Origin of the sequence: Rhizobium phaseoli (assembly GCF_003985125.1) — a bacterium.
Taxonomy (GTDB): Bacteria; Pseudomonadota; Alphaproteobacteria; order Rhizobiales; family Rhizobiaceae; genus Rhizobium; species Rhizobium phaseoli.
This window is the reverse complement of the sequence record NZ_ML133572.1, coordinates 178,868-204,122: the sequence shown is the minus strand read 5'-3', so window position 1 is coordinate 204,122 and position 25,255 is coordinate 178,868. Positions and strand designations below refer to the sequence as shown.

The window sequence follows — 25,255 nt, the reverse complement described above, 5'->3', positions numbered from 1 at the left end:
GAGGATATCCCATGGATACCGACAATCTGCAGTCACTGGCCCTGCCCGAGGAGAAGAAGGCCTGGTTCGTCCACGACCGTTTCGGCATGTTCGTGCATTGGGGGCTCTATGCCCTGCCGGCGCGCCATGAATGGGTCAAAAGCCGCGAAGAGCTGGATGATACCGACTATCAGAAATATTTCGATCATTTCGACCCCGATCTCTACGATCCCCGCGAATGGGCAAGGCGCGCCAAGGCCGCGGGCATGAAATATGTGGTGCTGACGACCAAGCACCACGAAGGCTTCTGTCTCTGGGACACCAAGGCTACCGATTTCAAGGTGACCAACACGCCTTATGGCAAGGATCTGCTGCGCCCCTTCGTCGACGCCTTCCGCGCCGAGGGCCTGAGGATCGGCTTCTATTATTCGCTGATCGACTGGCATCACCCCGACTTCACCGTCGATCCGCGCCACCCGCAGCGCAATCATCCGGATGCAGCAAAAATCAACGAAGGCCGGGATATGCAGCGCTATGCCGCCTTCATGCGCGAGCAGGTGCGCGAGCTGCTGACCGAGTTCGGGCGGATCGACATCATGTGGTTCGATTTCAGCTATCCGCAGTGGAAACTCGGCGAACTTGTGGGAAAGGGCCATCGGGACTGGGAAAGCGAAAAGCTGGTGCGGCTGGTGCGCGAGCTTGCCCCCGACATCATCATCAACAACCGGCTCGACCTTGCCGGTCTGCAGCCGGATATCGTAACTCCCGAGCAATATATGCCGCGCGTCTGGCCGAAACGCGACGGCAGGCGCGTCGTCTGGGAGGCCTGCCAGACGCTCAGCGGCTCCTGGGGCTATCACCGCGACGAAGACACCTGGAAAAGCACCGAGCAACTGGTGCAGATGCTGGTCGGCACCGTCGCCATCGGCGGCAATCTGCTGATGAATGTCGGGCCGACGGCGCGCGGCACGCTCGACCACCGCGCACTATCAGCCCTTACCGCTTATGAGGAGTGGATGGCGCTGCATGAGCGCAGTATCGTCGGCTGCACCCAGTCCGACTTCACCGCCCCGCCCGACTGCCGCCTGACCCAGAACGGCGACCGCCTCTATATCCACCTCTTCAACTGGCCCTACAAGCATCTGCATTTCGATGCGCTGGCCGGCAAGATCGAATATGCGCAATTCCTGCATGATGCCAGCGAAGTCACCTGGCTGCGCCCGTCCGCCAATACGCTATGGGCGAACACGCAGTTTCCCGTCGCCGAGGACGAACTGACATTCGTCCTGCCGGTGCGCCGCCCCAAGGTCGTGGTCCCGGTCATCGAAGTCAAGCTGAAGGCGGGGAGTGCCTCTGGCATTCAGGATTGATGCGTTTGCTCTGCCCCTGATCCGTCGCTTCAGGATATATTGATCGCAACCGACCTATCGAGGTCGCGGGCGAGATAGTCCTGGATCTGGCGGACGATCTGGCTGGCGTGGGCAATCGCCAGCCGGTCGGCCCGCTCGGCGTCGCCAGCCTCGATCGCGGCGATGATTTCCTCATGTTCATCGACATACTGACGCGGCAGGCGGTCGTCGAAGGTCGAATAATAAAGGCGAAGGATGCGCCGGCCTTCGTCGAGCAGCTTGGCGAAGAAGGCCGTGTAATAGGAATTGCCGGCAAGTTCGGCGATCGCCACGTGAAATTCGCGGTTCGCCTCGATCATCGCATAGGCGTCGCGCGCGGCGACGGCATCGGCAAAATGCTTCTGATGCAGCCGGATCGTCTTCATGATGTCGCCGTTCCGCCGCTCGGCCGCCCCGCGCGTCGTCACCCGGTACATCAGCGTCAGCGCTTCGAAATAGGTGGGCAGGCTCGCGAAATCGATCGGCGCGACGATCGTGTTCCGGTTGGGCAGGGTCGTGACGAGGCCATCGGCGACAAGTCGCAGCAGCGCCTCGCGAATGGGCGTCCGCGACATGCCGAAACGCTCCGACAACCGCACCTCGTCGAGCGGGCTGCCGGGTTCTAGAGCCATCGACAGGATCTCCCGGCGCAGCGTCACATAGACGCTCTGCGTGCCGGAGCCGCGCACCCGCACATTTTCCGTGTCATTCTGCATGTGTCCCGCCTCTGTCCTGAAGCCTTGTATTGCGTTTCGGCCGGTTTCTGCAACGGTCCTGATAAAGCCGGTTGAGTCCTGTCGACAGTTTGTATATAACGCTCCTGACTTCAACGGGGTGCAAGCGATGACGACAGGATGGAAGGGCGTATTTCCCGCCGTAACGACACAGTTCAACGAAGATCTTTCCGTGGATCTGCCCGCGACCCAGCGCGTTCAGGACGCGCTCGTCAATGACGGGGTCAACGGCCTGATCGTCATGGGCACATGCGGCGAGAACAATTCGCTCGATCCCGATGAAAAGCGCACGATCCTCAAAGCCGCCGTCGAGGTCGTCAACGGCCGCGTTCCCGTCGTCACAGGCGTCTCCGAATTCGACACGCGCCGCGCCGTCGCCTATGCCCGCGACGCCGAAAAGCTCGGCGCCGACGGGCTGATGCTGCTGCCGGCCATGGTCTATGTGCCGAAGCCGGAAGAGCTGATCGCCCATTTCCGCACCGTCGCCGAAGCGACCTCGCTGCCGATCATGCTTTACAACAACCCGCCGGCCTATCGCGTCAACATCGGCGCCGACGTGCTGAAGGTGCTCGCCGACGTGCCGAATATCAAGGCCGTCAAGGAAAGTGCGCCGGATCCGCGCCGCTTCACCGACCTCATCAATGAATTCGGCGATCGTTTCGATATTTTCGCCGGTCTCGATGACGTCGCGCTTGAAGGGCTGATGCTCGGCGCCAAGGGCTGGGTCTCCGGCCTCACCAGCGCCTTCCCGGAGGAATCCGTGCAACTCGTCGCCGCCGCCGAACGCGGCGATTGGGCGAAGGCCCGCGAGATCTACCGCTGGTTCATGCCACTTCTGCATCTCGATGCCGAGCACGACCTCGTGCAGTCGATCAAGCTCGCCGAACAGATCATGGGCCGCGGCTCCGAACGCGTCCGCATGCCACGCCTGCCGCTTTCGGGGGCGCGCCGCGCCGAGGTCACCGCCATGGTCGAAAAAGCGGCCGCCACGCGTCCGCCGAAGATTGGCAAGGCCGCCTGAGACAATGAGGCCGGCAGCGCGCACCGCAGCTGCCGGCTTTTCCCGCGCTCACGCTAAGCGCCTTCGGCGTTGCCGGAACGGATCAGGCTGCTGCGGCTGACCAACGACGGTATCTGGAAAATATGCTCCGCGCTGGTGCGGCCCTCGATCCTGGAAATCAATGTCCGGGTGGCGACCTGGCCGAGCTCCCTGCCCGACTGATCGATGCTTGCGAGATTGACGAGGCCGAGCGCTGCGGTCGAGGAATTGTCGTAGCCGATGACGGCGAGGTCTTCCGGCACGCGCACGCCCATCTCCATCGCCAGGCTCAAAAGCGTGATCGCATCGAGATCGCTCCAGCAGAATACGGCGCGCGGCCTGTTTTCTCGCGACAGGAACTTTCGCATCGTTTCCTCCCGCTTTGGCGGAGCGATCGGAATTTTGCTGATCGAGGCAGACGAGCCGAGCCCGGCACGCTGCATCGCACGGCGGAAGCCGATTTCACGCTGGCGAACGACGGAGACCTGATGTCCCTCGCGCTCGCCGAGACTGAGCATTTCGATATCGCGGTAGCCGCAGCCAAGCAGCGCCTCCACCGCGATCTCCGCCCCGCGCTGGTCGTCGGCATTGACGGTATCGAAGGCGGTGGCGCCGGCATCGTGGTAGCCGACGGCGACGATCGGTATCTGTGACGCGAGTTTGGCGATGATCTCGGAGGGCAAGCGCGGGGCAACGAGGATCAGGCCGTCCATCTTGTAGTCGATCATCGACTCGATCAACGAGGTCTCCAGTTGCACGCGCGCATCGCTGACGCCGATCATCGCCTGATAATGCGACGGCGCCAGGACGCCGTTGACGCCGGCAATCACCTCCGGCAGGAAGGGATTGCGGATGTCGATCAGCAGCACGCCGATGGTGAAACTGCGGCCGCGCAGACCCCGTGCGGCCCGCGAAGGGCGATAGCCGAGCTCCTCGATGGCGCCGGTCACCTTGGCGCGCAGCCCTTCGCTGACGCCGTAGGCATTTCGCATCACCTTGGAAACCGCGGCAACCGAGACACCTGCGTGCTTTGCCACTGTCCGGATCGTCACGCGATCATTTCGTTGCAGTCGTTGTTTGTCTTCGATCGACATGAAATCTCTGGGCTGCCCTGCGAGCCGTCATAATCGCCCGCAAAAACACCATGGCAGAGTGGCGGCGAAATTTCTATTGCGCTCCCGAAAAAAATGTAGAACGTTATATGGAGAACGTTCTACATTCTGTGGGAGGACTTGATGAACTTTCAGCCGGCAGCCATCGACGGCGATCTGGTTTCGCGCGCCTGGTCGGGAGACATGATCGCGCCGCTGTCGGACGGCGGCCAGGGAACGCAGGCAAGCTTCGTCTCCAGAACCTTTGATCACGATGGCGCCGGCGGTCCGGCCGAACTCTTCATCTCCGCGCTCGGCCTCTACCGCTGCTTCATCAACGGCGAACGCGTCGGCACCGATCTTTTGACGCCGGGCTGGACAAATTATGACGATCGCATCGCCTATCAGCGATACGACGTCTCGAGCCTGCTCAAATCAGGCCTCAACCGGATCGAGATCTGGCTCGCAGACGGATGGTACCGGTCGCCCATCATGTGGGGCGTCAAGGCGATCCCGAACTGCTGGGGCGACAGGATCGGCGCCATTGCGGATCTGGTCGGGGCGGGCGGCACCATTCTGTCCACCGATACGAGCTGGCGCAGCGGCCTTCTGCCCATTTTGAAGTCGGGGATCTATTTTGGCGAGATCTATGACGCGCTCCGGGAAACGCTTAGGGAAACGCACAGGACCGAGAGGCTGCCTTTCGACAAGGGGCTGCTCGTCGCCCATGAGACTGCGGCGGTGCGGGAGTTGCAGCCGCTCGCCCCGGTCGACAGCTGGACCGATGAGGAAGGCAGGACGATCTATGACTTCGGCCAGAATGTCGGCGGCTACGTCAGATACACGGTCCGCGGCACGGGCGGCGCCGAAGTGCGGGTGGAGCATTCGGAAGTCCTCGGCCCCGATCGCCATTTCGACAATCGCAACTATCGTGCGGCCGCGGCGCACACGCTCTACACTTTGCGGGGAGACGGCGACGAAACCTATGCGCCGCATTTCACCTTCCACGGCTTCCGCTATGCCAGAGTGACGATCACGGGGAACGCCGAGATCCTCGAAATCGCATCGATCCCGATCTCGTCGGTGCCGGAGCCCGCCGGCGGCTTCACCTCGAGCAACTCTCTCGTCAATCGCCTCGTACAGAACACCATCTGGTCGCAGCGCGCCAATTTCGTCGAAGTGCCGACCGATTGCCCGCAGCGTGACGAACGCCTGGGCTGGACGGGCGACGCCCAGGTCTTTGCCGCAACCGCATGCTGGCTGAGCGACAGCCAGTCCTTCCTCAGGAAGTATCTGCGCGACGTGATGGCCGACCAGCGCGAGGACGGAGCCGTCTCGCATTTCTCGCCGGACCCGACGCGTCTGCATCCCGCCGACTTCCCGGGCTATGCCGGCTCGACCGGCTGGGGCGATGCGATCGTCGTCATCCCTTGGGTGCTCTACACCCATTACGGCGATCGGGCCGCTCTGTCGGAGTGCCTCGATTCCATGGTGCGCTGGGTCGATTTCGTCTGGTCCATCTCGGATGGCCCGATCGTGCGTCCGCCGTCGCACTGGGGCGCCCGCGGCTTCACCTTCGGCGACTGGCTGCAGCCGGTCGGCGACAACAGGAAGCCGCGCCCGACGATCGCCGACGATTGCGCCGCCACCCTCTACCACTTCATCTCGACCGACCTTCTGGCAAAGATCGCCGCCGTTCTCGGCGAAGACGCGCTGGGAGAGCAGATGAAGCGGCGTGCCGGCGAAATCAGCCAGGCTTTCGCCAACGAGTTCATCACTCCGGCGGGACGCCTCGCTCATAACGACCAGACCTCCTATGCGCTGGCTTTCCTCCACGACCTGATACCAGCCGAGCATGACGAAGCCGCCCGGCGGCATTTCCGGCAGGTGATCATCGATGCCGACTACAAGATCGGCACCGGCTTCATCGGCACCCCTGCCCTGCTGCCGGCCCTGACGAAGCTCGGCATGGACGATCTCGCCGAAAAGGTCTTCCTGCAGGAGGATGTGCCGGGCTGGCTCTACCAGGTCTCGAAGGGAGCGACGACGATCTGGGAGCGCTGGGATTCGATGGCGCCCGACGGCACCATCTACGAACCCGACATGAACAGCTACAATCACTATGCCTATGGCGCGGTCTGCCAATGGCTGTTCGAATGCGTCGCCGGCATTTCACCAAGCCCGGATGCGCCGGGATTTGCCGAGGTCATCGTCAATCCCGCGCCGATCCCGTCGCTTTCGCATGTTTCAGCCTATCACGATGTCAGCCAGGGACGCATCGAGGCGGGCTGGCGCTGCACCGGCAACGAGGTCACCTACGTGCTGACGCTTCCGGAGGGCTGCGTCGGCCGCTTCCGGCCCGGACGGCGGCACCAGAACCCGTCGCTCGACGGCAAGCCCGTCACCGGGGAGGCCGTTCTTTCACCCGGAACGCACCAGCTGGTTTTTTCTCTACCCGATCATTGAGGAGCATAAAGGTCACACCGTTCAGAGGAGGAACGTCATGACACATCGGATAAAGCGCATTCTTTGGGGCGCGTCGGCGCTTCTGGCCTTGGCCGCGGCCGGCCCGTCGCAGGCGGAAACCACGCTGTCTTTCCTGATCGACAACAACCCCGACACGGTCGCGGCGGCCGAGGCCCTGGTCGCCGCCTACCAGGCTAAGGCGCCCGACGTGACGATCGAGATCGAGCAGCGGCCGGGCGGCGGCGAGGGCGACAACATCGTCAAGACACGCCTGGCGACCGGCGAAATGTCCGATGTGTTCCTTTATAATTCCGGCTCGCTGCTGCAGGCGCTGAAGCCCACGCAGACGCTGGTCGATCTGAGCGGGCTGTCGTCGCAAGCGAAAGTGGACGGAAGCTTCAAGGCGGTCGTCGGTGCCGACGGCAAGCTCTACGGCGTTCCCTTCGGCACGGCGATGGCAGGCGGAATCCTCTATAACAGGAAGATCTACCAGGAGCTCGGCCTGTCCGTTCCGAAGACATGGGCGGAGTTCATGGCCAACAATGCCAAGGTCAAGGCATCGGGCAAGGTCGCCGTGGCGCAGACCTATCGCGACACCTGGACCTCGCAGCTCTTCGTTCTCGCCGATTATTATAATCTGCACGCCGCCGTGCCGAACTTCGCCGCCGACTATACCGCCAACAAAGCGAAATATGCCGAAACGCCGGCAGCGATGAAGGGTTTCGAACGGCTGAAGGACGTTCACGACGCCGGCCTGATGAACGACGATTTCGGCGCGGCAAGCTACGACGACGGCCTGAGAATGGTGGCGACCGGCGAGGCGGCGCATTATCCGATGCTGAGTTTCGCCGTCGGCGCGCTCAAGCAGAATTATCCCGAAAATCTTGGCGATGTCGGCTTCTTCGCCCAGCCGAGCGACGATGCGGCGACGAACGGGCTGACGGTCTGGATGCCGCCGGGCCTTTATATTCCGGCCAGCAGCCAGCACGCCGACGAAGCAAAGAAATTCGTCGATTTCGCCGGAAGCGTCGAGGGCTGCAAGGTGATGGTGGACACCAACGCCGTTCAAGGGCCCTCCCTGGTCGACGGCTGCGACCTGCCGGCGGACGTACCGCCTGCGATCAAGGACATGCTTCCTTATTTCGAGGCCAAGGATAAAACGACGCCGGCACTGGAATTCGTCTCTCCGGTGAAGGGGCCGGCGCTCGAGCAGATCACCGTCGAGGTCGGCTCCGGCATCCGCCAGCCCACCGACGCGGCGAAACTCTATGACGATGACGTGCGCAAACAGGCCAAGCAGCTCGGCCTGCCCAACTGGTAGAGCGGTCTTTCGGGCCAGTCAGCCTCGCCCGCAAAGGCGAGGCTCCACCCGATCGAAGAGGGAGCTATGATCGAGACACGCCGCCCCGCGCGCAAATCGCCCTATCCGCTGTGGTTTTTCATTCCCGCCGCCGTCATATATGGCGTGCTGTTTCTCGTTCCCACGATATCGTCCCTTTGGTTCAGCCTGACACGATGGGATCTGTCGACGGCCGAATTCATCGGTCTCGAAAATTTCCGTCAGTTCTTTTCCGAACCCTTCCTGATCCAGGGGCTCGTCAACACGCTGATCTATGCCGTGACGACGTCTGGTCTGAAGACGGTCTGCGGGTTGTTGCTGGCCGTGCTGCTGACCGGCAATATCTTCGCCCGCGGTTTCCTGCGCACGCTGGTCTTCTTTCCCGTCCTCGTCTCGACGATCGGCATCGGCATCACCTTCACCGTGATGATGCATCCGACCAAGGGTATCATCAACGTTACGCTCGAGGCGCTCGGCATTCCTGGGCCGGGATGGCTCACTGATCCGGCGCTCGCCCTTTTTTCGGTTGCCCTGGTCGATCTATGGAAGGGTGTCGGCCTCGCCACCCTCATCTTCATCGCCGGTCTCGCCGCGATTAGCCCCGATTATTACGAGGCGGCGAGAATCGACGGAGCGACGCGCCTTCAGCAATTTTTCCGCGTCACCCTGCCGCTCGTGCGCCCCGCCACCATCACGGTGGTGACATTGTCGCTGATCGGCGGCCTTCGATCCTTCGACCTGATTTGGGCGATGACCCGCGGCGGCCCGGGTTTCTCCTCCGACGTCATCGCCTCGGTCATCTACAAGCAGTATCAGGCGGGCTTCTACGGTCTGTCGACGGCAGGCAACGTCATCCTGTTCGCGCTGATCGCCGCAATCATCCTGCCACTCACTTTGTGGTTCAACCGGCGCGGGGTCGAAGAATGAGACGCATCCGCCCTTACGTGACCGGCGCGATCTCGCTTGCCGTCGCCGCGGTTATCTTCGTCATGCCCTTCGTCTTTGTCGCTCTGCAGGCGGTGAAATCGAAATCCGAAGCCTCCCGTCTCGATTTCGAATTGCCCGGCCAATGGCTGTTCTGGGACAATCTCGTCGCCGTCTTCAAGGCGCGCGATTACCAGCTTGTGCTCGCCTATTTCAATTCGACGCTGATTACCGTCGCCTCCGTCACGATCCTCATCCTGCTGTCGGCGATGGTGGGCTATGTGATGCAGCGCCGCAGGACCGCCTGGAACAAGGTGGCATCCGTTGCGCTCTTCATGGGCCTGATGATGCCGCCCGCCGTGGTTCCGACGATCGGCCTGCTTCAGGAGATCGGCCTCTTCAAGACCATGACCGGGATGATCCTGATCCAGGTCGCCTATAATCTCTCCTTCTCCACATTGCTTTACCGGTCCTTCATCTCGACCATCCCGCGCGATCTCGACGAGGCGGCGCTGATCGACGGCGCAAAGCCCCGGCAGATCTTCTTCCGGGTGATCCTGCCGCTTCTGAAGCCGGTGACCGTCACCAACATCGTCGTGCAGTCGATCGCGATTTTCAACGATTTCACCAACCCGCTCTATTACCTTCCCGGCAAAGAGAATGTGACGGTGCAGCTGACGCTCTATAATTTCCAGAGCATGTATACGAGCCAGTACAACCTTCTCTTCATGAATATCCTCCTCGTGACGATCCCGCCGCTGATCGTCTTCATCTTCTTCAACCGGCAGATCGTCGCGGGCATGACATCGGGCGCGGTGAAAGGGTAGCAGAATGGCCGAACTTACGCTCAAACAGGTCCGCAAGAGCTTCGGTGCCCTCGAGGTTATCAAGGGGATAGATCTGGAGGTGGCCTCCGGCGAATTCGTGGTGTTCGTCGGCCCCTCGGGATGCGGAAAATCGACGCTGCTGCGCATCATCGCCGGGCTGGAAGAGACGACGTCGGGTAGGCTGACCATCGGCGGCAAGGACGTGACCCATGCCGAACCCTCCGAGCGCGGCATTGCCATGGTGTTCCAGAGCTACGCGCTCTATCCGCATATGACGGTTGCGGAAAATATCGGCTTCGGCCTGTCACTCGCCCGCCGGCCGAAGGCGGAAATCACAGCCAAGGTGGCGGCGGCAGCCGAAACTTTGCAACTCACCCACCTCTTGCAACGGAAGCCGAAAGCACTCTCCGGCGGCCAGAGGCAGCGTGTCGCCATCGGCCGGGCGATCGTCCGCGATCCCAAGGTCTTCCTGTTCGACGAGCCGCTCTCCAATCTGGACGCATCGCTGCGGGCTCAGATGCGCCTGGAAATTTCCGATCTCCACACCCGGCTGAAATCGACGATGATCTACGTGACCCACGACCAGGTCGAGGCGATGACGATGGCCGATAAGATCGTCGTCTTAAACGGCGGAGCGGTCGAGCAGATCGGCAGCCCGATGGAGCTCTACCGCAACCCCGCCACGCCCTTCGTCGCCGGCTTCATCGGCAGCCCGATGATGAACCTCTATGGCGGCGAGACGGCGCGGCGCTTGAACTGCACGACCTACGGCATCCGTCCGGAACATATCCGCCTTTCGGCAGATGCCGGACAGTGGCATGGCACGATCCGGCACGTAGAACGCCTCGGCGCCGACGCAATCCTCTATCTCGATGTCGCCGATCTTGGCGAAATGGTCGTGCGCACCGAAGGCGAGACACCATTTGCGCCTGGGATGACCGTCTGGGCAAGTCCGGTCGAGGGAGCGGCGCATCGGTTTTGAGCGCGCAGCCGATGATTGCCCGCGTCACGGCTGCTTGCGTGAGAGAGCCGCCAAGCCCTCTTTGAGCCGGACAGGCGGATTCATTCGTTCGTGAAGAATGCTCATGACACCGGGAGCGCCATTCCCAAGCTCCCGAAAGGACACATAGTGATGCTCGTAGCGACCGAAATAGGCAGAAGGCTTGATGTCGGGACCGTCAGACGTTGCGGGAGGTGTCGCCAGATCAGCCGCTCCCCGCACAGACACTGCAAATAAGCATGCAGCCCGAGAATGTAGGTGTCCGCCTGCGTTTCCCCCTAAGCTTCGCAGGTATCACGCCAAATTCTGTCCTGCGGCGTCGGCGCGCGGATAAAATCGATAAGCGGGGCATCGCTATCGGCGCTTGTTGCGGTGGATAGAGGCCGTCGTCGCCGATCTGCTGCTGAATATGATCCTGCAACTGCCCACTCACCTTCACATGGATGCTGCCCGATGTCATCTGCATTCCCTTTCGTTTCCTTTAAGCATGGCAGCGTAGTCAATATTCATCACACTCAGTGGCGTTGTCGCGCAATCTGCATTTGCATACAAATGGCCAATGGCATACTAAAACTTAACTTGTGATTGATAATAAATTACAAGCACTTTTAGGGTTAGTTATGACTGAAGCATCCAGAGCGCGAGCCTTTTTGATCGGCCTTACCGGTGGTGCGTACGCGATTGTTCCCATAACGGCTTGGCTCGTTGGCCTATCAGTGGATCCAAGTGGCTTCGCGCAGCTAAGCACGGTCGCTCTGATTTTTCTTTTGGGCTTCGGCCTCCTGTGTCATTGGCGTGGAATCCCGTCGCTACTCTGCATTGTTGAATGCACTGGAATGGGCTTATTGCTAACAAGCCCGCTTGTCGTGTCCACCTATGTTGCTTTTGCTCTGAAACTGCCTCTGCAGGATCAACAGCTTCTCCAAATGGATCGCTTTCTTAGCATTGACTGGTTGAGTTTGATTGCCTTTTTCGATGCGTATCCGCTGCTAGCAAAGTCGCTAGTGCTGGCATACCAAGCATTCCACTATCAGCTTTTATTCCTTCCGATGGTGCTGAGCCTGTGCGGTCATCGCTCTCGCGCGTATCAGGTCGTCGGGACATATGGCCTCATTTGCGTCATCGCGAGTATCATTACCATTTGGTATCCAGCGCTCGGAACCTACACTGATTTCTCCCTCCGCCCCGGCGATCTCAAAAACATCAATGGCATACTCGGCGTCGAATACGTCCCACAAATTTTGGCCGTCAGAGATGATCCAAATTTTGTCCTGCAATTGGAGCATGCAAGTGGTATTATCTCGTTTCCGTCGGTCCATTCAGCGGTAGCGGTGTTGTGCAGTTGGGGCGCATGGACAATACGATGGACAAGATTCCCAATGATTTTTTTAAATACGCTGATGCTGCTGGCCGCAATTACCGAAGGCGGACACTATGTCGTCGATTTGATCGCCGGAATCGGTGTTGCCGGTTTCAGCATAGCATCGGTCCTATATATCTCGCGTGGCGGCAGCGTTAAATTGTATCGCAACCAGTTCAGCAGAGAGCTCAACAGATCTACTAATGCTTAATGCTCAAGATGGAGTTCCCGAAGGCATCTGCCACTATTGCGCTGGCAAATGCTTAAGATGTCATCTGGCGAAAGCGCGAGCTGATCAATGGCTGGATTTGCTTCCGCGCAACTGCCGCGGTTGGAAACGGTTAGGGCTCGTTCCGCTTCTGGGCGCGTCGCTGGCGGGACCCGGCATGGACGCGCATTTTGCCAGCACCCTGCCGATGGGCGCAGCGGGGCCGTTCGGTACCTCTGCGGACGGCGAATTGAACCTCCATCCGGGTCTTCCCGTCGTCGACGGCTCGATCCTTCCCGATCTTTCCTCGAAATACATCACGTTGACGATTATGGCGAATGCCGATCGCATTGCCCACCGCCTCGCTGAAACCAAAGCAAACCCGGCGCTCTGACGTCCGCCTGCCTGTTTCAGGCCCTTAATGGCGGCAAAGCATCGCCGGCCAATGATAGCAGCGGCTCGTAATCCGCTTCGGAGAGCAACGCGATATCAACGAGGCCGAGCGTGGCGCGCATGGCCGCCAAGGACGGCTCTCTGATGGCGGCATGCAACGCACCTCGGAGGAGGAGAATTGTTTGGCTCGATGCGCCGCCTGATGTGATGAATGGCAGACCGGGCGCCTTGGGCGTTTCGGCGATGATCCGAATGCCCTCGACCTGGGCGGTATCGAAGCGGCGGATATTCTCAAGCGTGATGCAATCGATGGCCGCGCTTTCCGCCCTGCCCTCGATAACGGCGGCAAGGCTGCCGCCGTGACTGCCAGTCTCGATAATCCGCCCAAAGAAGCGGCCGTTGCGCGCAAGCGGCGCGACGGCGGCGCGAAAGAGATTGCTGCCGGAATTGCTGTCAGGGCTGTTGATCGCAGCTGTGGTGCCGCGCAGATCCTCCAGCACGCGAAGGGAAGAATTCTTCCGGACGATGATGAAGCTGCGCATCAGCGGCCCATCGCAGCCAGGATGGCTATAGACGGGCGTGGCCACCAGCCGCACCCGGCCGCGCAGGCTCGTGGCAAAAGGATAGCCGCATGTCTGCGACAACAGCAGATCCGGCCTCAGCCAGGCTTCGTCATAGGCAACCGACTGGTCGAGCGTTTCAGGCACCCCGGTGAGGCCGGCATGCTGGAGGTAGTGCCTGAGAAACGACCAGAGTTCGGCCGTCGCCTCCGCGAGCGGCCGGGACGTCAGGTACATGGCAATGCTGACGAGATGCATGCCGATCTTTCATTGCCCCTGCATGAGCGCTGCAGCATCCCGCCTGAAAGACGGGCGGCGCCGGAACGCAAAGGTTGAAGATCAGGCAATGCCGCCCAGGCATACATATTTGAGCTCGGTATATTCGTCCAATCCGTGCCTGGAGCCTTCGCGGCCGAGACCCGACATTTTGACGCCGCCGAACGGCGCCTCGGCGGTGGAGACAAGACCGGTATTGACCCCGACCATCCCATATTCGAGCGCTTCGGCCACTCGGAAGACCCGCGACAGATCACGCGCGTAAAAATAGGAGGCAAGGCCGAACTCGGTGTCATTGGCCTGCTCGATGACGTCCTGCTCATCGCGGAACCGGAAAAGCGGGGCAAGAGGCCCAAAGGTTTCTTCGCGCGCCACTTGCATGCCGACGGCAACGTCACGCAGAATGGTCGGCTCGAAGAAATGGCCGCCAAGCGCGTGGCGTTTGCCTCCCGTTACGATCCCGGCACCCTTTGCGACAGCATCCTGAATATGGCTTTCGACCTTGGCAACGGCGTTGTCGTCGATGAGCGGGCCAAGCACGACGTCACGCTCCAGGCCATTGCCGACCTTCAACTTCGAAACGGCCTCGGCCAGCTTGGCGGCAAATGCCTCATAGACGCCGTCCTGGACATAAAGCCGGTTGGCGCAGACGCAGGTTTGACCGTTGTTGCGGAATTTGGCGATGATGGCGCCTTCGACCGCCGCGTCGAGGTCGGCGTCGTCGAACACGATGAAGGGGGCATTGCCGCCGAGCTCGAGACCGAGCTTCTTGATCGTCGGCGCGCATTGCCGGTACAGCAGCTCGCCCGTCCGGGTGGAGCCGGTGAAGGTCAGGACCCGAACGTCGCGGCTGGCGGTCAGCGCTCCGCCGATTGCAGCTGCATCGCCCGTGACGATATTGAGGAGGCCGGACGGCAGGCCGGCGCGCTCTGCGAGGACGGCGATCGCGATTGCGGAAAACGGCGTCTGCAGCGCCGGCTTGAGAACGACGGCACAGCCGGCGGCAAGCGCGGGGCCAATCTTGCGCGTAATCATCGCGTTCGGAAAATTCCAGGGCGTGATCGCCGCCACGACGCCGGCCGGTTGGCGCAGCACGAGGATGCGTTTGTCCGGCTGGTGTCCCGGTACGATCTCGCCGTTGATGCGTCGTGCCTCCTCGGCGAACCATTCGATGAAGCTCGCACCATAGGTGATTTCTCCCTTGGCTTCGGCCAAGGGCTTTCCCTGTTCCAACGTCAGGATCATCGCCAGATCGTCACGGTTTTCGATCATCAGGCGATGCCATGTCTTGAGCACGGTTGCGCGCTCGCCGGCAGTCTTCTTCGCCCAAAGCTTCTGGGCAACGACAGCGGCCCGGATGGCATCTTCGGTTTCCGTCGCACCGAAATCAGGGACCGCACCGAGCACCTCACCTGTCGCCGGATTGCGGACCATGGCCGACACGCGGCCTTCCGCTTCGATCCAGCGATCAGCGATGGGGCATGCCTGACGGAACAGCGAGGGATCATTGAGCTTCATGGGACAACTTTCAGCAAAATACGTGAGCGGCGCCGGGATCGAAATCGAGATGCACTATATCTCCACGATTGAGCCCGGCGATAGCCTCATGACCGAACGGCAAGCGAACCGAAAGCGCCTCGCCTGTCGCCGTCTCCGTGGAGACGTGGATATTGTTGCCGAGAAAGGTAATGTCGCTGACCGTCGCGGCAAGACCTGCGCCCGCGGCTCTTGCGCGTGACAGCCGAATGCGCTCCGGTCTCAGCATCAGCGCCGCCCTGCCGGAGCTCCCTTTGCCATGCACAGGGATTTGATTGAAGATGGCCCCGCCTCCCAGCGCGATCGTGGCCTCTCCGCCGGAAGACGACACCAGGTCACAGGAAATGAAGTCGCTGTCGCCGATGAATTCGGCGACGAAACGGGTCTTGGGATTGGCGTAGAGCTCCGGGCCGGTCCCGATCTGGTCGATGACGCCCTTGGAGAAGACGGCGATGCGGTCGGAGAGCCGCAGCGCCTCTTCCTGGTCGTGTGTGACGTAGAGGATCGTCACTTCGGTCTGCTGGTGGATGCGGCGGATCTCATGCTGGATTTCCTCGCGCAGCTTCTTGTCGAGCGCCGACAGTGGCTCGTCCATCAGAAGCACCGGCGGATCATAGGCGAGGGCCCTGGCAAGGGCGACACGCTGCTGCTGGCCACCGGACATTTGCGCCGGCTTGCGATCCTCGAAGCCTTCGAGCCGGACGAGGCGCAGCATCTCCTTCACCTTGCTGTCGATCTCGGCCTTCGACTTGCGCCGGACCTTCAGCGGAAAGGCGATGTTTTCGCCCACCGTCAGATGCGGAAACAGGGTGTAGCGCTGGAACACCATGCCGATGTTGCGCTTGTGCGAGGGCGTCGCGAGCAGGGTCTTGCCCTCCAGCGTAATGTCGCCTTTCGTCGGATTGTCGAATCCCGCCAGAATGTAGAGCGTCGTGCTCTTGCCGGATCCGGACGGCCCGAGAAAGGTCAGGAACTCCCCGCGCCGAACGTCGAGAGTGACATCGTGGACGGCAACGACTGGGCCGTATTCCTTGCGTATGCCGCGGATCTGAAGGAATGGTTCGTTCATTGTTTCAGTACCTTACGCACGACGGCAACCAGGGCCATCAAGATGATCGTCAAAAGGATGAGAAGGGTCGACGCGGCTGCGACAACAGGCGTCAGGTCTTGCCGCAGCGTCGCCCATACCTTCACCGGCAGCGTCTGCAGGGTCGGGCTGGACATGAAGATCGCAACAACAACCTCGTCCCAGGATGTCAGGAACGAGAAGACGGCGGCCGAAAATAGCCCATGGCTGATCGCGGGAAGCGTGACCCTGATCTTGGCTTCCAGAGGCGAGGCGCCGCAGAGCACCGCCGCATCCTCGATCGACTTGTCGAAGCCCTCCAGCGCGCCCGATATGGAGAGGATCGAGAAGGGCAGTGCCAGAACGAGGTGCGAAATGACGAAGCCCGTCAGGGTGCCGCCAAGGCCGATCCTCAGGAAGAAGGCATAGAGGGCGACCGCGAGAACCACGACCGGAAGGATCATCGGGGTCAGGAACAGCGCTTTTAGCGCATCGCGGAACATGAACGAACCGCGCACCAGTCCGAAGGACGTTACGAGCCCGAGCAGCACCGACAGGATGGTGACGATGACCGCGATCTTGAAGCTCGTCAAAGCCGATTCCAGCCAGCGCGGATCGGCAAAAAGCTCGCTGTACCACTGAAACGTCCAGCCAGGCGGCGGAAAGATCAGCCATTGCGAGGAGCCGAAGGACAGGGCCGCGATGAAGACGATCGGCAGCAGCAGAAAGGCTGCAGTCAGAAGCGTGATCGCAAGCAGGACGTATTTCCACCAGCCGAGACGGTCGAAATTGAGCAACATATCAACGTCCTCCCGGGTTCTGGTTGCCGAAGAAACGCAGCTGCACGGCATAAAGCGAGAGCGTCACCACCAGGAGCACCAGCGCCGCCGCGCCGCCCATTCCCCAGTTGACCAGCGACTGCACGAACTGCGCGATCAGCTCTGCCAGCATCATGTTAGCGGTGCCGCCGAGAAGCGAGGGCGTGACGAAATAGCCGAGCGACATGACGAAGACCATCAGGGCGCCGGCCGCCATGCCGGGCATCGCCAGCGGCAGCAGAACACGCGTCAGGCACTGCCAGCGATTGGCGCCGCAAAGGGCGGCCGCCTGCAGCGTCGACGGGTCGATCTTCTTGATCACGCCGTAGAGCGGCAGGATGATGAAGGGAAGCATGATATAGGTCATGCCGATCGTGACACCGGTCAGATTGTTGACGAGCGCCAGCGGCTGGTCGATCAGGCCCATGCCCATCAGCATCTTGTTGATGAGCCCGGTGCGTTGCAGCAGCACCATCCAGGCATAGGTGCGGGCCAGCAGGTTGGTCCACATCGACAGCAGCAGGATCGCAAAAATCACCGAGCTCAGCCGACCGGGCATGATTGCCAGCGCCCAGGCGACGGGAAAGCCGATCGCCAGCGAAATTACGGTGACGAAGCCTGAGACGATGAAGGTATTGGCGAAAATCTTGAGATAGGTGGCAGAGCCAATCAGCTGGGCATAATTTCCAAGGCCGGGAACGGGCTCCAGGACGCTGCGTAGCAGCAGTATCGCCACTGGCGCGACAAAGAAGATGCCCACAAAGGCAAGAGCCGGAACGACCCCGCCAAGACCTGTTGCCCTGCGTATCTTTGGCAGAGGCTCAATTGCGCCGGAGGCGTCGCTATACGTCGACATGACAGTCCTTCCCACCCGTCAATTTCCGCGAGCGGCGAGGTCCGATGAACGGGTACCGCCGCTGCAGGAGGCACGGCGAATTTTCGCCGTGCCTGTTCATCTCCAGTTTCAGCCTATTTCGCCTGCCAGGCGTACCACTTCTCGCCGATGGCATCGCGATTATCAGCCCAGTAGTTCATGTCGGCATTGACCTGGCTTGCGGTCTGCTGATCCGGCAGGGTCTTGGCGGTTTCCGGGTCCATCAGCTTGGCCGAGTCAAGATTGATCGGCGCATATCCCGTCGCCTTTGCAAGGGCAGCCTGCGGTTCGGCCGAGGTTGCCAGCGCGATGAACTTCATCGCCGCCTCGGCATTCGGCGCGCCCTTCGGCACGACGAGCGCATCGGCAGCGGTGATGTTCTGCTCCCAGGAGGTTTCAACCTTGATGCCAGTCGCAGCAAGCGCCGTCATGCGGCCGTTCCAGACACTGCCGAAGGGCGCTTCGGCGGAGGCCAGCAGCTGCTGCGACTGGGCGCCGCCCGACCACCAGATGATATCCGACTTGATCGTATCGAGCTTCTTGAAGGCGCGGTCGAGATCGAGAGGATAAAGCTTATCGGCGGACACGCCGTCGGCAAGCAACGCCGCTTCGATCACGCCGGGAGCCGACCACTTGTAGAAGGTGCGCTTGCCGGGGAACTTCGCCGTGTCGAACAGATCGGCCCATGTCTTCGGGCAGGCTTTGACGGCATCGGCATTGCAGCCGATGACGAAGGAATAATAGAAGCTGCCGACCGAATAGTCGGTGACGAAGCGCGGATCGAGCTTCGACTTGTCGATGACGGAGAAGTCGAGCTTCTCGAGCTGGCCGTTCTTGCCGGCCTGGGCGGCATAGTCGCCTTCGACATCGACGACATCCCAGTTGACTTCGCCGGCCTCGACCATGGCCTTGAGTTTGCCGTAGTCGGTCGGGCCGTCCTGCACGACGGTGATGCCTGTTTTCTCGGTGAACGGGCTTGCCCATGCCGCCTTCTGCGCATCCTGGGTCGTTCCGCCCCAGCTCGAGAAGACCATGCTGTCAGCGTGCGCCGGCGCGGAGACCGCCACGAATGCGGCAACCGCCGCGAAAGCAAATGTCGTTTTCATGTTCCCTTATCCTGTTCTGGTTTGTCCTGCGGGTATGCCTTATGCCGTCAGCGCGCCTCGCTCCGGGGAGAGAAGTTTGCCGGCTTCATAATCTTGTTTTCCGCCACGTCGATCAGGTCGCGGATCTTCGGCAGGAAGGCCTGCCAGCGGGGATCGGCCAGAAGCCGCTGGCGTCTCGCCTCGCGGTCGTCCAGGCTTGTAAAGGCCCAAATATGAACGATCTCGTTGATCGTCCCGATCTCCGAAAAGAAGTACCCGACCAGCGTGCCGAGATGGCTCTTCTGGATTTCGATCCCTTCTTCCTCGACGACCTTGAGATATTGCGGGATCGTGCCGTTCTTCAGCCGATAGGTGCGGACCTCGTAAAACATCGCGTCACCTCATCACGAACGGATCGGGGATCGGATCGTCCGAGGTTCGGAGCCAGATCGTCTTGGTGCGGGTATAGTCGAGTGCTGCGGCCATGCCGCCTTCCCTGCCGTGGCCCGACAGGCCGAAGCCGCCGAAGGGCGCGATCGGCGAGACGGCGCGGTACGTATTGACCCAGACGATGCCGGCGCGGATGCCCTTCATCAGCCGGTGCGCCCGGGTGAGGTTCTGGGTGAAGATGCCGGAGGCCAGGCCGTAGCGGGTGTCGTTGGCAAGCTTCAGCGCCTCGGCCTCGGTCTCGAAGGAGACGACAGAAAGGACCGGTCCGAAGAATTCCTCGATCAGCGAGGGCGAGGCGACATTGTCGCAATCGAGGATCGTCGGTGAGAAATAATAGCCGTCGCCGTCTATCTTGCGGCCGCCGGTGACGAGCCGGGCGCCGCTTTCGATCGATCTCTCGATAAGGGCGCCGATATTGTCCTGCTGGCGCTTGGTGGCAAGCGGGCCGACCTCGGTCGCCATATCGAGCGGCGCGCCGATCCGGATTGCTTCCGCCTTCTGCCGCAGCAGGGCGACGAACCTGTCCTTGACGCTGCGCTCGACGATCAAGCGCGAGCCGGCGACACAGCTCTGCCCGGTCGCCGCAAAGATGCCCGCGACCTGGGCGTTGGCGGCACTTTCGAGGTCGGCGTCGGCAAAGACGATGAAGGGCGACTTGCCGCCGAGTTCAAGCGAGGTTGAGGCGAGGTTTTCGGCCGAGTTGCGCACGACGTGCCTAGCGGTTTCCGGGCCGCCGGTAAAGGCGACATGCGCGACCTTCGGGTGACGGCCGAGAGCCGCACCGCAGGAGGCGCCGAAACCAGTGATGATGTTGACGACGCCGGCGGGAAAGCCTGCCTCATGCACCAGGCGCGCGAATTCGAGAAGCGGCGCCGGCCCGTCTTCCGAGGCCTTGACCACCATCGTGCAGCCGGCCGCAAGCGCCGGCCCGATCTTCACCGCCGACAGGAAGAGCTGGCTGTTCCACGGCACGACCATGGCGACAACGCCGATCGGCTCGCGGCGAAGCCAGACATCCATGTCAGGCTTATCGATCGGCAGGTAAGAGCCTTCGATCTTGTCGGCTATACCAGCATAGTAACGGTAATATTCGGCGACATAGGCGATCTGCGCTGACGTCTCGCGGATAATCTTGCCGGTGTCGCGCGTCTCCAGTTCAGCGAGTATCTGCGCATTGGCGGCAACCAGGTCGGCCAGCTTGTAGAGCAGCTTGCCGCGCTGCGTCGCCGTCATCTTCGCCCAGGGGCCTTCGTAGAGCGCCCTTTCGGCAGCGTTCACAGCCCGATCCACATCATTCTCGCGCGCTTCGGGCATTTCTGCCCAGACCGCGCCGGACGCCGGATCGATGCTTGGATAGGAAGCCTCGCCATCCGAGAAATCGCCGTCGATATAATGCTGGAAACGCCGCATGGCCTTACTCCTGAAATGCCGGCATGACCTCGGCGATGAAGCGTTCGAGCGACGCCTTCTTGCGCTCGAAACTCATGCCGGTGTCGATCCAGAAGGAATATTCGTCATAACCGAGAGCTTCATAGGCCTTGAGCCGGCCGATGACGGTCTCGGCGTCTCCAACGACATTGTTGGTGCGCATGACCTGATCCGAAAGCATCGCATTTGCGCGGATCTGCTCGTCGGGAATGCGTTCGATCAGGCCCTGGGTAATCGGCTTCTCGTTCTTGAACCAGGCGAAGAAGTAGTTGTAGTAGACGCTGAGCTCATGGGCCGCCCGGGCGACGTCGTCTTCGGAAGAGCCGACATAGGTGTGGCGCAGCAGCATGATCTTCGGCCGCTCGATGCCAGGGTTCTTGGCGCAGGCATCGTTGAAGCGGTCCATCAGCGACTGGACTTCGTCATCGCCCTGCCAGAGCGGCGTGACCTGAACGTTGCAGCCGTTGGCGACGGCAAATTCATGCGAGTTCGGATCGCGCGCGGCGACCCAGATCGGCGGGTTTGGCTGCTGCAGCGGCTTCGGCGCCGAGGTGGTCGCGGGAAACTTGAAGAACTCGCCGTCATGGGCGTAGTCGCCGTTCCAGATGCCCTTGACCGCCGGGATGAGCTCGCGCATGCGCTGGCCAGCACCCCAGGCGTCGAGGCCGGGCAGCAGACGCTCATATTCGAAGGAGTAGGCGCCGCGTGCAATGCCGATATCGAGCCTTCCGTCACAGATAATGTCGGTCATCGCCGCTTCGCCGGCGAGCTTGATCGGATGCCAGAAGGGGGCGATCACGGTGCCGGTACCGAGCCTTGCCCGCGACGTGCGGCGCGCGAGATCGGCAATGGTCACGAAGGGGTTGGGGGCAATGGTGAAATCCATGCCGTGATGCTCGCCCGTCCAGATCGCATGCATGCCGCCCCTGTCGGCGATCTCGCAGAGCGCGACGAACTCCTCATAGAGGCTCTTATGGGTCTGGCTGGCGTCGAGCCGTTCCATATGGACGAAGAGGGAGAATTTCATGCTTTTGCGCCCTTGGCTGGAATGGGATGGATTTTGCCGCCGGTCTCGTCACCGAAATAGACGCCGAAATTGCCGATCGAGCTTTCCATCGCGAAACGGTTGACGATATCGGCGGTCGAACTGGTCTTGAACTTTGCCGCAGCCAGGGCGTCGGGCTTGACGAATCTGCCACCGGCAGGCTCACCGTCGCCGGCAACGGCGTGATAGACGATGTGCTGCTTGCCGTCGCTCTTGCCCTCATAGACCGAATAGAGGAAGCCGATGCTGACCGTCAGCCCGGTGAGCGTCTCTAGGTATTTTTGCAGCGCTTCGGTCGGGTTGCCGTCATGGGCGTCGATGTTCGGCAGGGAGAGCACATCCTCGCCCAGCAGCAGAACCTCTCCGCGGCGTTCGACCACAGCCGCTAGCTCGATATTGCCTTCGGCGGCGGCGGAAACCGCCTTGCTTGCAAGCGTCGGCGTGAAATAGCCGCCGCGCGCATAGCCGAGACCGTTGCGGCCGCTATTGTCGAAGGATTCGATCCGGCCCATCAGGATGACATGGTCGCCGGCCTCGATGACCTCTTCCATAGCGCATTCGAACCAGGCCGCCACGTTCGAGAAGATCGGGCAGCCCGCCGATCCCTTGGCCCATTCGACCGCCGCAAATCGGTCTTCGACCGGCCGCGCGAAAGTATTCGACACGTCCTTCTGCGTTTCCGACAGCACGTTGATGGCGAAATGCGGCGCTCCGGTCATGGTGGCAAAGTTGCGCGAGGTCTTGGCGAGGCAGACGAGCAGCAAGGGCGGGTTGAGGGAAACGGATGTAAACGAATTCGCGGTGAAGCCGATCGGATTTCCCTCTCCGTCGCAGGCGGTGACGACGGTCACGCCGGTCGGGAAAGCCCCGAATGCATCGCGCAATGCTCTTGGGTCGACAGTCTGGATTGTCATCGTTCATCCTCCCCGAACGACAGCCACTCGGCGAGCAGCGAATTGACGATATCAGGCGCGGTCAGGTTCACCATGTGACGATGGCCTTCGACGATGCGGACCCAGCCCTTCGGTGCGAGCGCCGCTATTTGCTCTGCCATCAGAGGTGTCGAATTCGGATCGTCGGACCCCGTCAGGAACAGGGCCGGACCAGCCACGTCTTTCCAGCGATCGGCATAGGTCTCGTCTCCGCCGGCAAAAGCGGCGTAAGCGACAGCATAACCCTCCGGATCGACGCGGCTCAGCCATTCTCGCGTCAGTTCCCGCGCAACGACGCTGTCTGCATCGTCGCCGAACCAGCGCGCCAGCGGACCTTCCTTATCCACGCCAGTCACCGGAATGGCCGCGGCCCGTGCGAGCACGGCAGCCTTTGCTTGCGGATCGCGCCTGTAGACGCCGTTGAGGTAGGCGACACGGCTGATCCGTTCGCCGAACGTCGCCGCCGCCCCGCCCGATACCAGCGCCCCCATCGAGTGGCCGGCAACATTCACCCTATCGATCGCCATTTCGTCGAGAAAGCGCCCGAACCAGGCGACGAACTCCTCCAGGCGGCTGCCCGCCGGCAGTTTTGCGCTCTCGCCGTGTCCCGGCATGTCGACGGCGATGACACGATGGCCGGCCGACAGAAAGGTGATCTGCGGCGCCCAGGCCTCAAGGCGCATGCCGACGCCATGGATGAGAACCAGCGGGTCGCCGCTGCCGGCCTCGTGATAGGCCGTTCCGCCTGGTGTCTTCTTTCGGGGTAAGTCACCGGCGCCGTTTGCTGCAATGGCGCCCGAGATCGATCCGGCTGTCAGCATCTCGGAGCCCCTTTCAAACGCCCGCAGGATTGGCGACGTCCTGCCCAAGATCTTTCAGATCCTGGTAGCGGTCGCCGATGCGGTGATGAGGACGCCCGCCCACCGACGCGCCAAGAGCCACGACAATCTCGTCGGCGGCCGGCGCATCGGGGATCGAGGTCTGGATCGTGAGATAATGCGAGCGGCGGCCTTCATCGTTCTTGTCCATCAGCGGGATCATGATCGGCGCATTGGCAGGGCCGCGTGTATTGCAGAAGGCGAGATAGGATTTGGCGCCGACGGCATGGCGATAAAAATTGCCGAAGCGCAGCGTGTGGATGAGCGCGGAGGCATGTTCGATCTCACCATCCAGGCCGACGACGGCGGCCTTGCCATAGGCTTCGACCGCATCGCCGGACCCGACCGCATCGATGATCATCTTGGTCAGCAACTCACCGAGAACCGGAGCGCCCGCATGGATTTCGGGCTTGAGATCCTCGACAAAGCCGCGGCCCGCCCAGGGGTTCTTCACGACCGCGAAAGCCGAAAACAGCTTCAGCGGCACCGCCGCGGCCTTGCCGCCTTCGATCAGCGTCGTTTCAATCTGCAGTCCCGTCTTACGAATTTGAATGGCCATGGAACACCTCGTCTCACTATTTGATATTATGGTATACCATAATACATCGGTGTCAAGTTGGTTTCGGCGCGGGCGCAGATTGGGGATGCCGACTTATATGTTATCCATTATGGCATACCATCACATCGACCAAAGACGGGTGTCAAGCTCGGAGTGTAGAGTTCCGGGAATGTGATTGCCTATGCGCAGTGGCATCGACAAATGTCGATGCGACGTCGCCTTGTCGGCGGCCTGCAGTGATCGTTTAATGCAATACGACGAGTTTTAAGGAATTATTCCGCAGGCTTCTGGGCGGACAGCACCGCTTCGGCAATTGCGCTGGCGGCGGCGACATGATCCATCGCCGCCCGCTGGGCGCCCTCGCCGTCGCCGCGACGGATGGCATCGACGATCTTCGACATCTGCAGCGGCCCTTCGATGCCGCGTCGTTCCGTCTTGATCGTCATCGAGCGCAGATGGTTGATGCGCACGGTGAGGAGATTGACGACGCCCCAGGCGACATGCCTGTCGACCATGGTGAACAGCGTCTGATAAAAGGACGAGGTATTGGCCAGCACGCCCGCCATATCGCTGTCGCGATAGCTGTTGCGGATTGCAGTCAGGGATTCCTCGAGCGCGGCGACGATCTCGGGGCTGCCGCGCTCCGCGCAGAGCCGCGCCGCCATGCCTTCAAGCGCACCGCGGATCTCATAGATCTGCTTGGCTTCCTCGATATCGAGCTGGGCGACGATCGGTCCCTTGTTCGGCAGATTGGCGACAAGCCCTTCCGATTCCAGATGCCGCAGAACCTCGCGCACCACCGTGCGGCTGACGCCGAGCTGAGCGCAGAGGTCGCGCTCGACAAGCCGGTCTCCGGGACGGAAGTATCCGTTGACGATGGCCTCGCGGACCTTGTCGAGCGCCAGTTCCCGCAAGGTCTTCGCAGGACGCTCGACCCTAATTGCTGCGTCCTTCAGAGCACCGCTCATGCTGTACCTCGGGGTTGGATTGACTTCGCAGG

23 protein-coding genes and 2 pseudogenes are annotated in these 25,255 nt (G+C 61.4%); 9 read left to right on the top strand and 16 right to left on the bottom strand.

Features of this window, described 5'->3' with window-relative positions:
* Window positions 1-11: 11 nt before the first annotated feature.
* On the top strand, window positions 12-1,349 hold the full coding sequence (locus EFD56_RS16205; protein ID WP_126905781.1) for an alpha-L-fucosidase: 1,338 nt from the start codon (window positions 12-14) through the stop codon (window positions 1,347-1,349).
* 29 nt (window positions 1,350-1,378) lie between these two features.
* Here the strand turns inward: EFD56_RS16205 and EFD56_RS16200 are convergent, their stop codons facing one another.
* Entirely contained in the window at window positions 1,379-2,083 is a 705-nt protein-coding gene (locus EFD56_RS16200) for a GntR family transcriptional regulator (RefSeq protein ID WP_126905780.1), read from the bottom strand.
* A gap of 127 nt (window positions 2,084-2,210) precedes the next feature.
* Here EFD56_RS16200 and EFD56_RS16195 point away from each other — a divergent pair, with 127 nt between their 5' ends.
* The gene (locus EFD56_RS16195) at window positions 2,211-3,122 is read left to right on the top strand and encodes a dihydrodipicolinate synthase family protein (RefSeq protein ID WP_126905779.1); all 912 of its coding nucleotides are present in this window, start codon (window positions 2,211-2,213) and stop codon (window positions 3,120-3,122) included.
* A 53-nt stretch (window positions 3,123-3,175) separates the two neighbouring features.
* Here EFD56_RS16195 and EFD56_RS16190 read toward each other — a convergent pair whose 3' ends face one another.
* Window positions 3,176-4,234 (bottom strand): LacI family DNA-binding transcriptional regulator, encoded by a 1,059-nt coding sequence (locus EFD56_RS16190; RefSeq protein WP_126905778.1) that lies wholly within the window; start codon window positions 4,232-4,234, stop codon window positions 3,176-3,178.
* Between the two features lie 141 nt (window positions 4,235-4,375).
* Between EFD56_RS16190 and EFD56_RS16185 the strand changes: the two genes are divergently transcribed.
* From EFD56_RS16185 to EFD56_RS16165, 5 genes are all read left to right on the top strand, one after another.
* A complete protein-coding gene (locus tag EFD56_RS16185; RefSeq protein ID WP_126905777.1) occupies window positions 4,376-6,697 on the top strand; it encodes an alpha-L-rhamnosidase in 2,322 nt (773 codons plus the stop codon).
* A gap of 37 nt (window positions 6,698-6,734) precedes the next feature.
* Window positions 6,735-8,018 carry an ABC transporter substrate-binding protein gene (locus tag EFD56_RS16180; protein ID WP_126905776.1) on the top strand — a complete coding sequence of 428 codons (1,284 nt, stop codon included), beginning with the start codon at window positions 6,735-6,737 and terminating at the stop codon, window positions 8,016-8,018.
* 66 nt (window positions 8,019-8,084) lie between these two features.
* A complete protein-coding gene (locus EFD56_RS16175) occupies window positions 8,085-8,963 on the top strand; it encodes a carbohydrate ABC transporter permease (protein ID WP_126905775.1) in 879 nt (292 codons plus the stop codon).
* Window positions 8,960-9,787 (top strand): carbohydrate ABC transporter permease, encoded by an 828-nt coding sequence (locus tag EFD56_RS16170; protein ID WP_004676685.1) that lies wholly within the window; start codon window positions 8,960-8,962, stop codon window positions 9,785-9,787. Before EFD56_RS16175 ends, EFD56_RS16170 begins: the two co-directional genes overlap by 4 nt.
* A gap of 4 nt (window positions 9,788-9,791) precedes the next feature.
* On the top strand, window positions 9,792-10,769 hold the full coding sequence (locus tag EFD56_RS16165; RefSeq protein ID WP_126905774.1) for an ABC transporter ATP-binding protein: 978 nt from the start codon (window positions 9,792-9,794) through the stop codon (window positions 10,767-10,769).
* A gap of 394 nt (window positions 10,770-11,163) precedes the next feature.
* Here the strand turns inward: EFD56_RS16165 and EFD56_RS33575 are convergent.
* Window positions 11,164-11,247, bottom strand: a pseudogene (locus tag EFD56_RS33575) (transcriptional regulator); the annotation flags it as partial.
* A 160-nt stretch (window positions 11,248-11,407) separates the two neighbouring features.
* Between EFD56_RS33575 and EFD56_RS16150 the strand changes: the two are divergent.
* Window positions 11,408-12,358 (top strand): phosphatase PAP2 family protein, encoded by a 951-nt coding sequence (locus EFD56_RS16150; RefSeq protein WP_126905773.1) that lies wholly within the window; start codon window positions 11,408-11,410, stop codon window positions 12,356-12,358.
* 115 nt (window positions 12,359-12,473) lie between these two features.
* Window positions 12,474-12,749, top strand: a pseudogene (locus tag EFD56_RS16145) (GMC oxidoreductase); the annotation flags it as partial.
* A 16-nt stretch (window positions 12,750-12,765) separates the two neighbouring features.
* On the opposite strand, the gene EFD56_RS16140 reads toward EFD56_RS16145, so the two are convergent.
* The 13 genes from EFD56_RS16140 to EFD56_RS16080 all read right to left on the bottom strand — a co-directional run bounded on the left by EFD56_RS16140 (window position 12,766) and on the right by EFD56_RS16080 (window position 25,223).
* Window positions 12,766-13,566 carry a phosphate/phosphite/phosphonate ABC transporter substrate-binding protein gene (locus EFD56_RS16140; protein WP_126905772.1) on the bottom strand — a complete coding sequence of 267 codons (801 nt, stop codon included), beginning with the start codon at window positions 13,564-13,566 and terminating at the stop codon, window positions 12,766-12,768.
* An 81-nt stretch (window positions 13,567-13,647) separates the two neighbouring features.
* The gene (locus tag EFD56_RS16135) at window positions 13,648-15,102 is read right to left on the bottom strand and encodes an NAD-dependent succinate-semialdehyde dehydrogenase (protein ID WP_126905771.1); all 1,455 of its coding nucleotides are present in this window, start codon (window positions 15,100-15,102) and stop codon (window positions 13,648-13,650) included.
* A 10-nt stretch (window positions 15,103-15,112) separates the two neighbouring features.
* Window positions 15,113-16,189 (bottom strand): ABC transporter ATP-binding protein, encoded by a 1,077-nt coding sequence (locus EFD56_RS16130; protein ID WP_126905770.1) that lies wholly within the window; start codon window positions 16,187-16,189, stop codon window positions 15,113-15,115.
* Window positions 16,186-16,986 (bottom strand): ABC transporter permease, encoded by an 801-nt coding sequence (locus EFD56_RS16125; protein WP_126905769.1) that lies wholly within the window; start codon window positions 16,984-16,986, stop codon window positions 16,186-16,188. Before EFD56_RS16125 ends, EFD56_RS16130 begins: the two co-directional genes overlap by 4 nt.
* A gap of 1 nt (window position 16,987) precedes the next feature.
* On the bottom strand, window positions 16,988-17,860 hold the full coding sequence (locus tag EFD56_RS16120) for an ABC transporter permease (RefSeq protein WP_126905768.1): 873 nt from the start codon (window positions 17,858-17,860) through the stop codon (window positions 16,988-16,990).
* Window positions 17,861-17,973: 113 nt separating this feature from the next.
* Window positions 17,974-18,984, bottom strand: coding sequence for an ABC transporter substrate-binding protein (locus tag EFD56_RS16115; RefSeq protein ID WP_126905767.1), 1,011 nt, complete (start codon window positions 18,982-18,984; stop codon window positions 17,974-17,976).
* Window positions 18,985-19,031: 47 nt separating this feature from the next.
* Window positions 19,032-19,355 (bottom strand): NIPSNAP family protein, encoded by a 324-nt coding sequence (locus EFD56_RS16110; RefSeq protein WP_064819526.1) that lies wholly within the window; start codon window positions 19,353-19,355, stop codon window positions 19,032-19,034.
* Window positions 19,356-19,359: 4 nt separating this feature from the next.
* Window positions 19,360-20,823 carry an aldehyde dehydrogenase gene (locus tag EFD56_RS16105; protein ID WP_126905766.1) on the bottom strand — a complete coding sequence of 488 codons (1,464 nt, stop codon included), beginning with the start codon at window positions 20,821-20,823 and terminating at the stop codon, window positions 19,360-19,362.
* A gap of 4 nt (window positions 20,824-20,827) precedes the next feature.
* On the bottom strand, window positions 20,828-21,868 hold the full coding sequence (locus EFD56_RS16100) for an LLM class flavin-dependent oxidoreductase (protein WP_126905765.1): 1,041 nt from the start codon (window positions 21,866-21,868) through the stop codon (window positions 20,828-20,830).
* Window positions 21,865-22,800 carry a flavin reductase family protein gene (locus EFD56_RS16095; protein WP_126905764.1) on the bottom strand — a complete coding sequence of 312 codons (936 nt, stop codon included), beginning with the start codon at window positions 22,798-22,800 and terminating at the stop codon, window positions 21,865-21,867. The genes EFD56_RS16100 and EFD56_RS16095 overlap by 4 nt, the downstream gene beginning before the upstream one ends.
* Entirely contained in the window at window positions 22,797-23,639 is an 843-nt protein-coding gene (locus tag EFD56_RS16090; protein ID WP_126905763.1) for an alpha/beta fold hydrolase, read from the bottom strand. Before EFD56_RS16090 ends, EFD56_RS16095 begins: the two co-directional genes overlap by 4 nt.
* Before the next feature lie 13 nt (window positions 23,640-23,652).
* Entirely contained in the window at window positions 23,653-24,255 is a 603-nt protein-coding gene (locus EFD56_RS16085) for an amino acid synthesis family protein (protein WP_004676653.1), read from the bottom strand.
* A 272-nt stretch (window positions 24,256-24,527) separates the two neighbouring features.
* Complete coding sequence (locus EFD56_RS16080) at window positions 24,528-25,223, bottom strand: GntR family transcriptional regulator (RefSeq protein WP_004676649.1); 696 nt, start codon at window positions 25,221-25,223, stop codon at window positions 24,528-24,530.
* Window positions 25,224-25,255 lie beyond the last annotated feature (32 nt).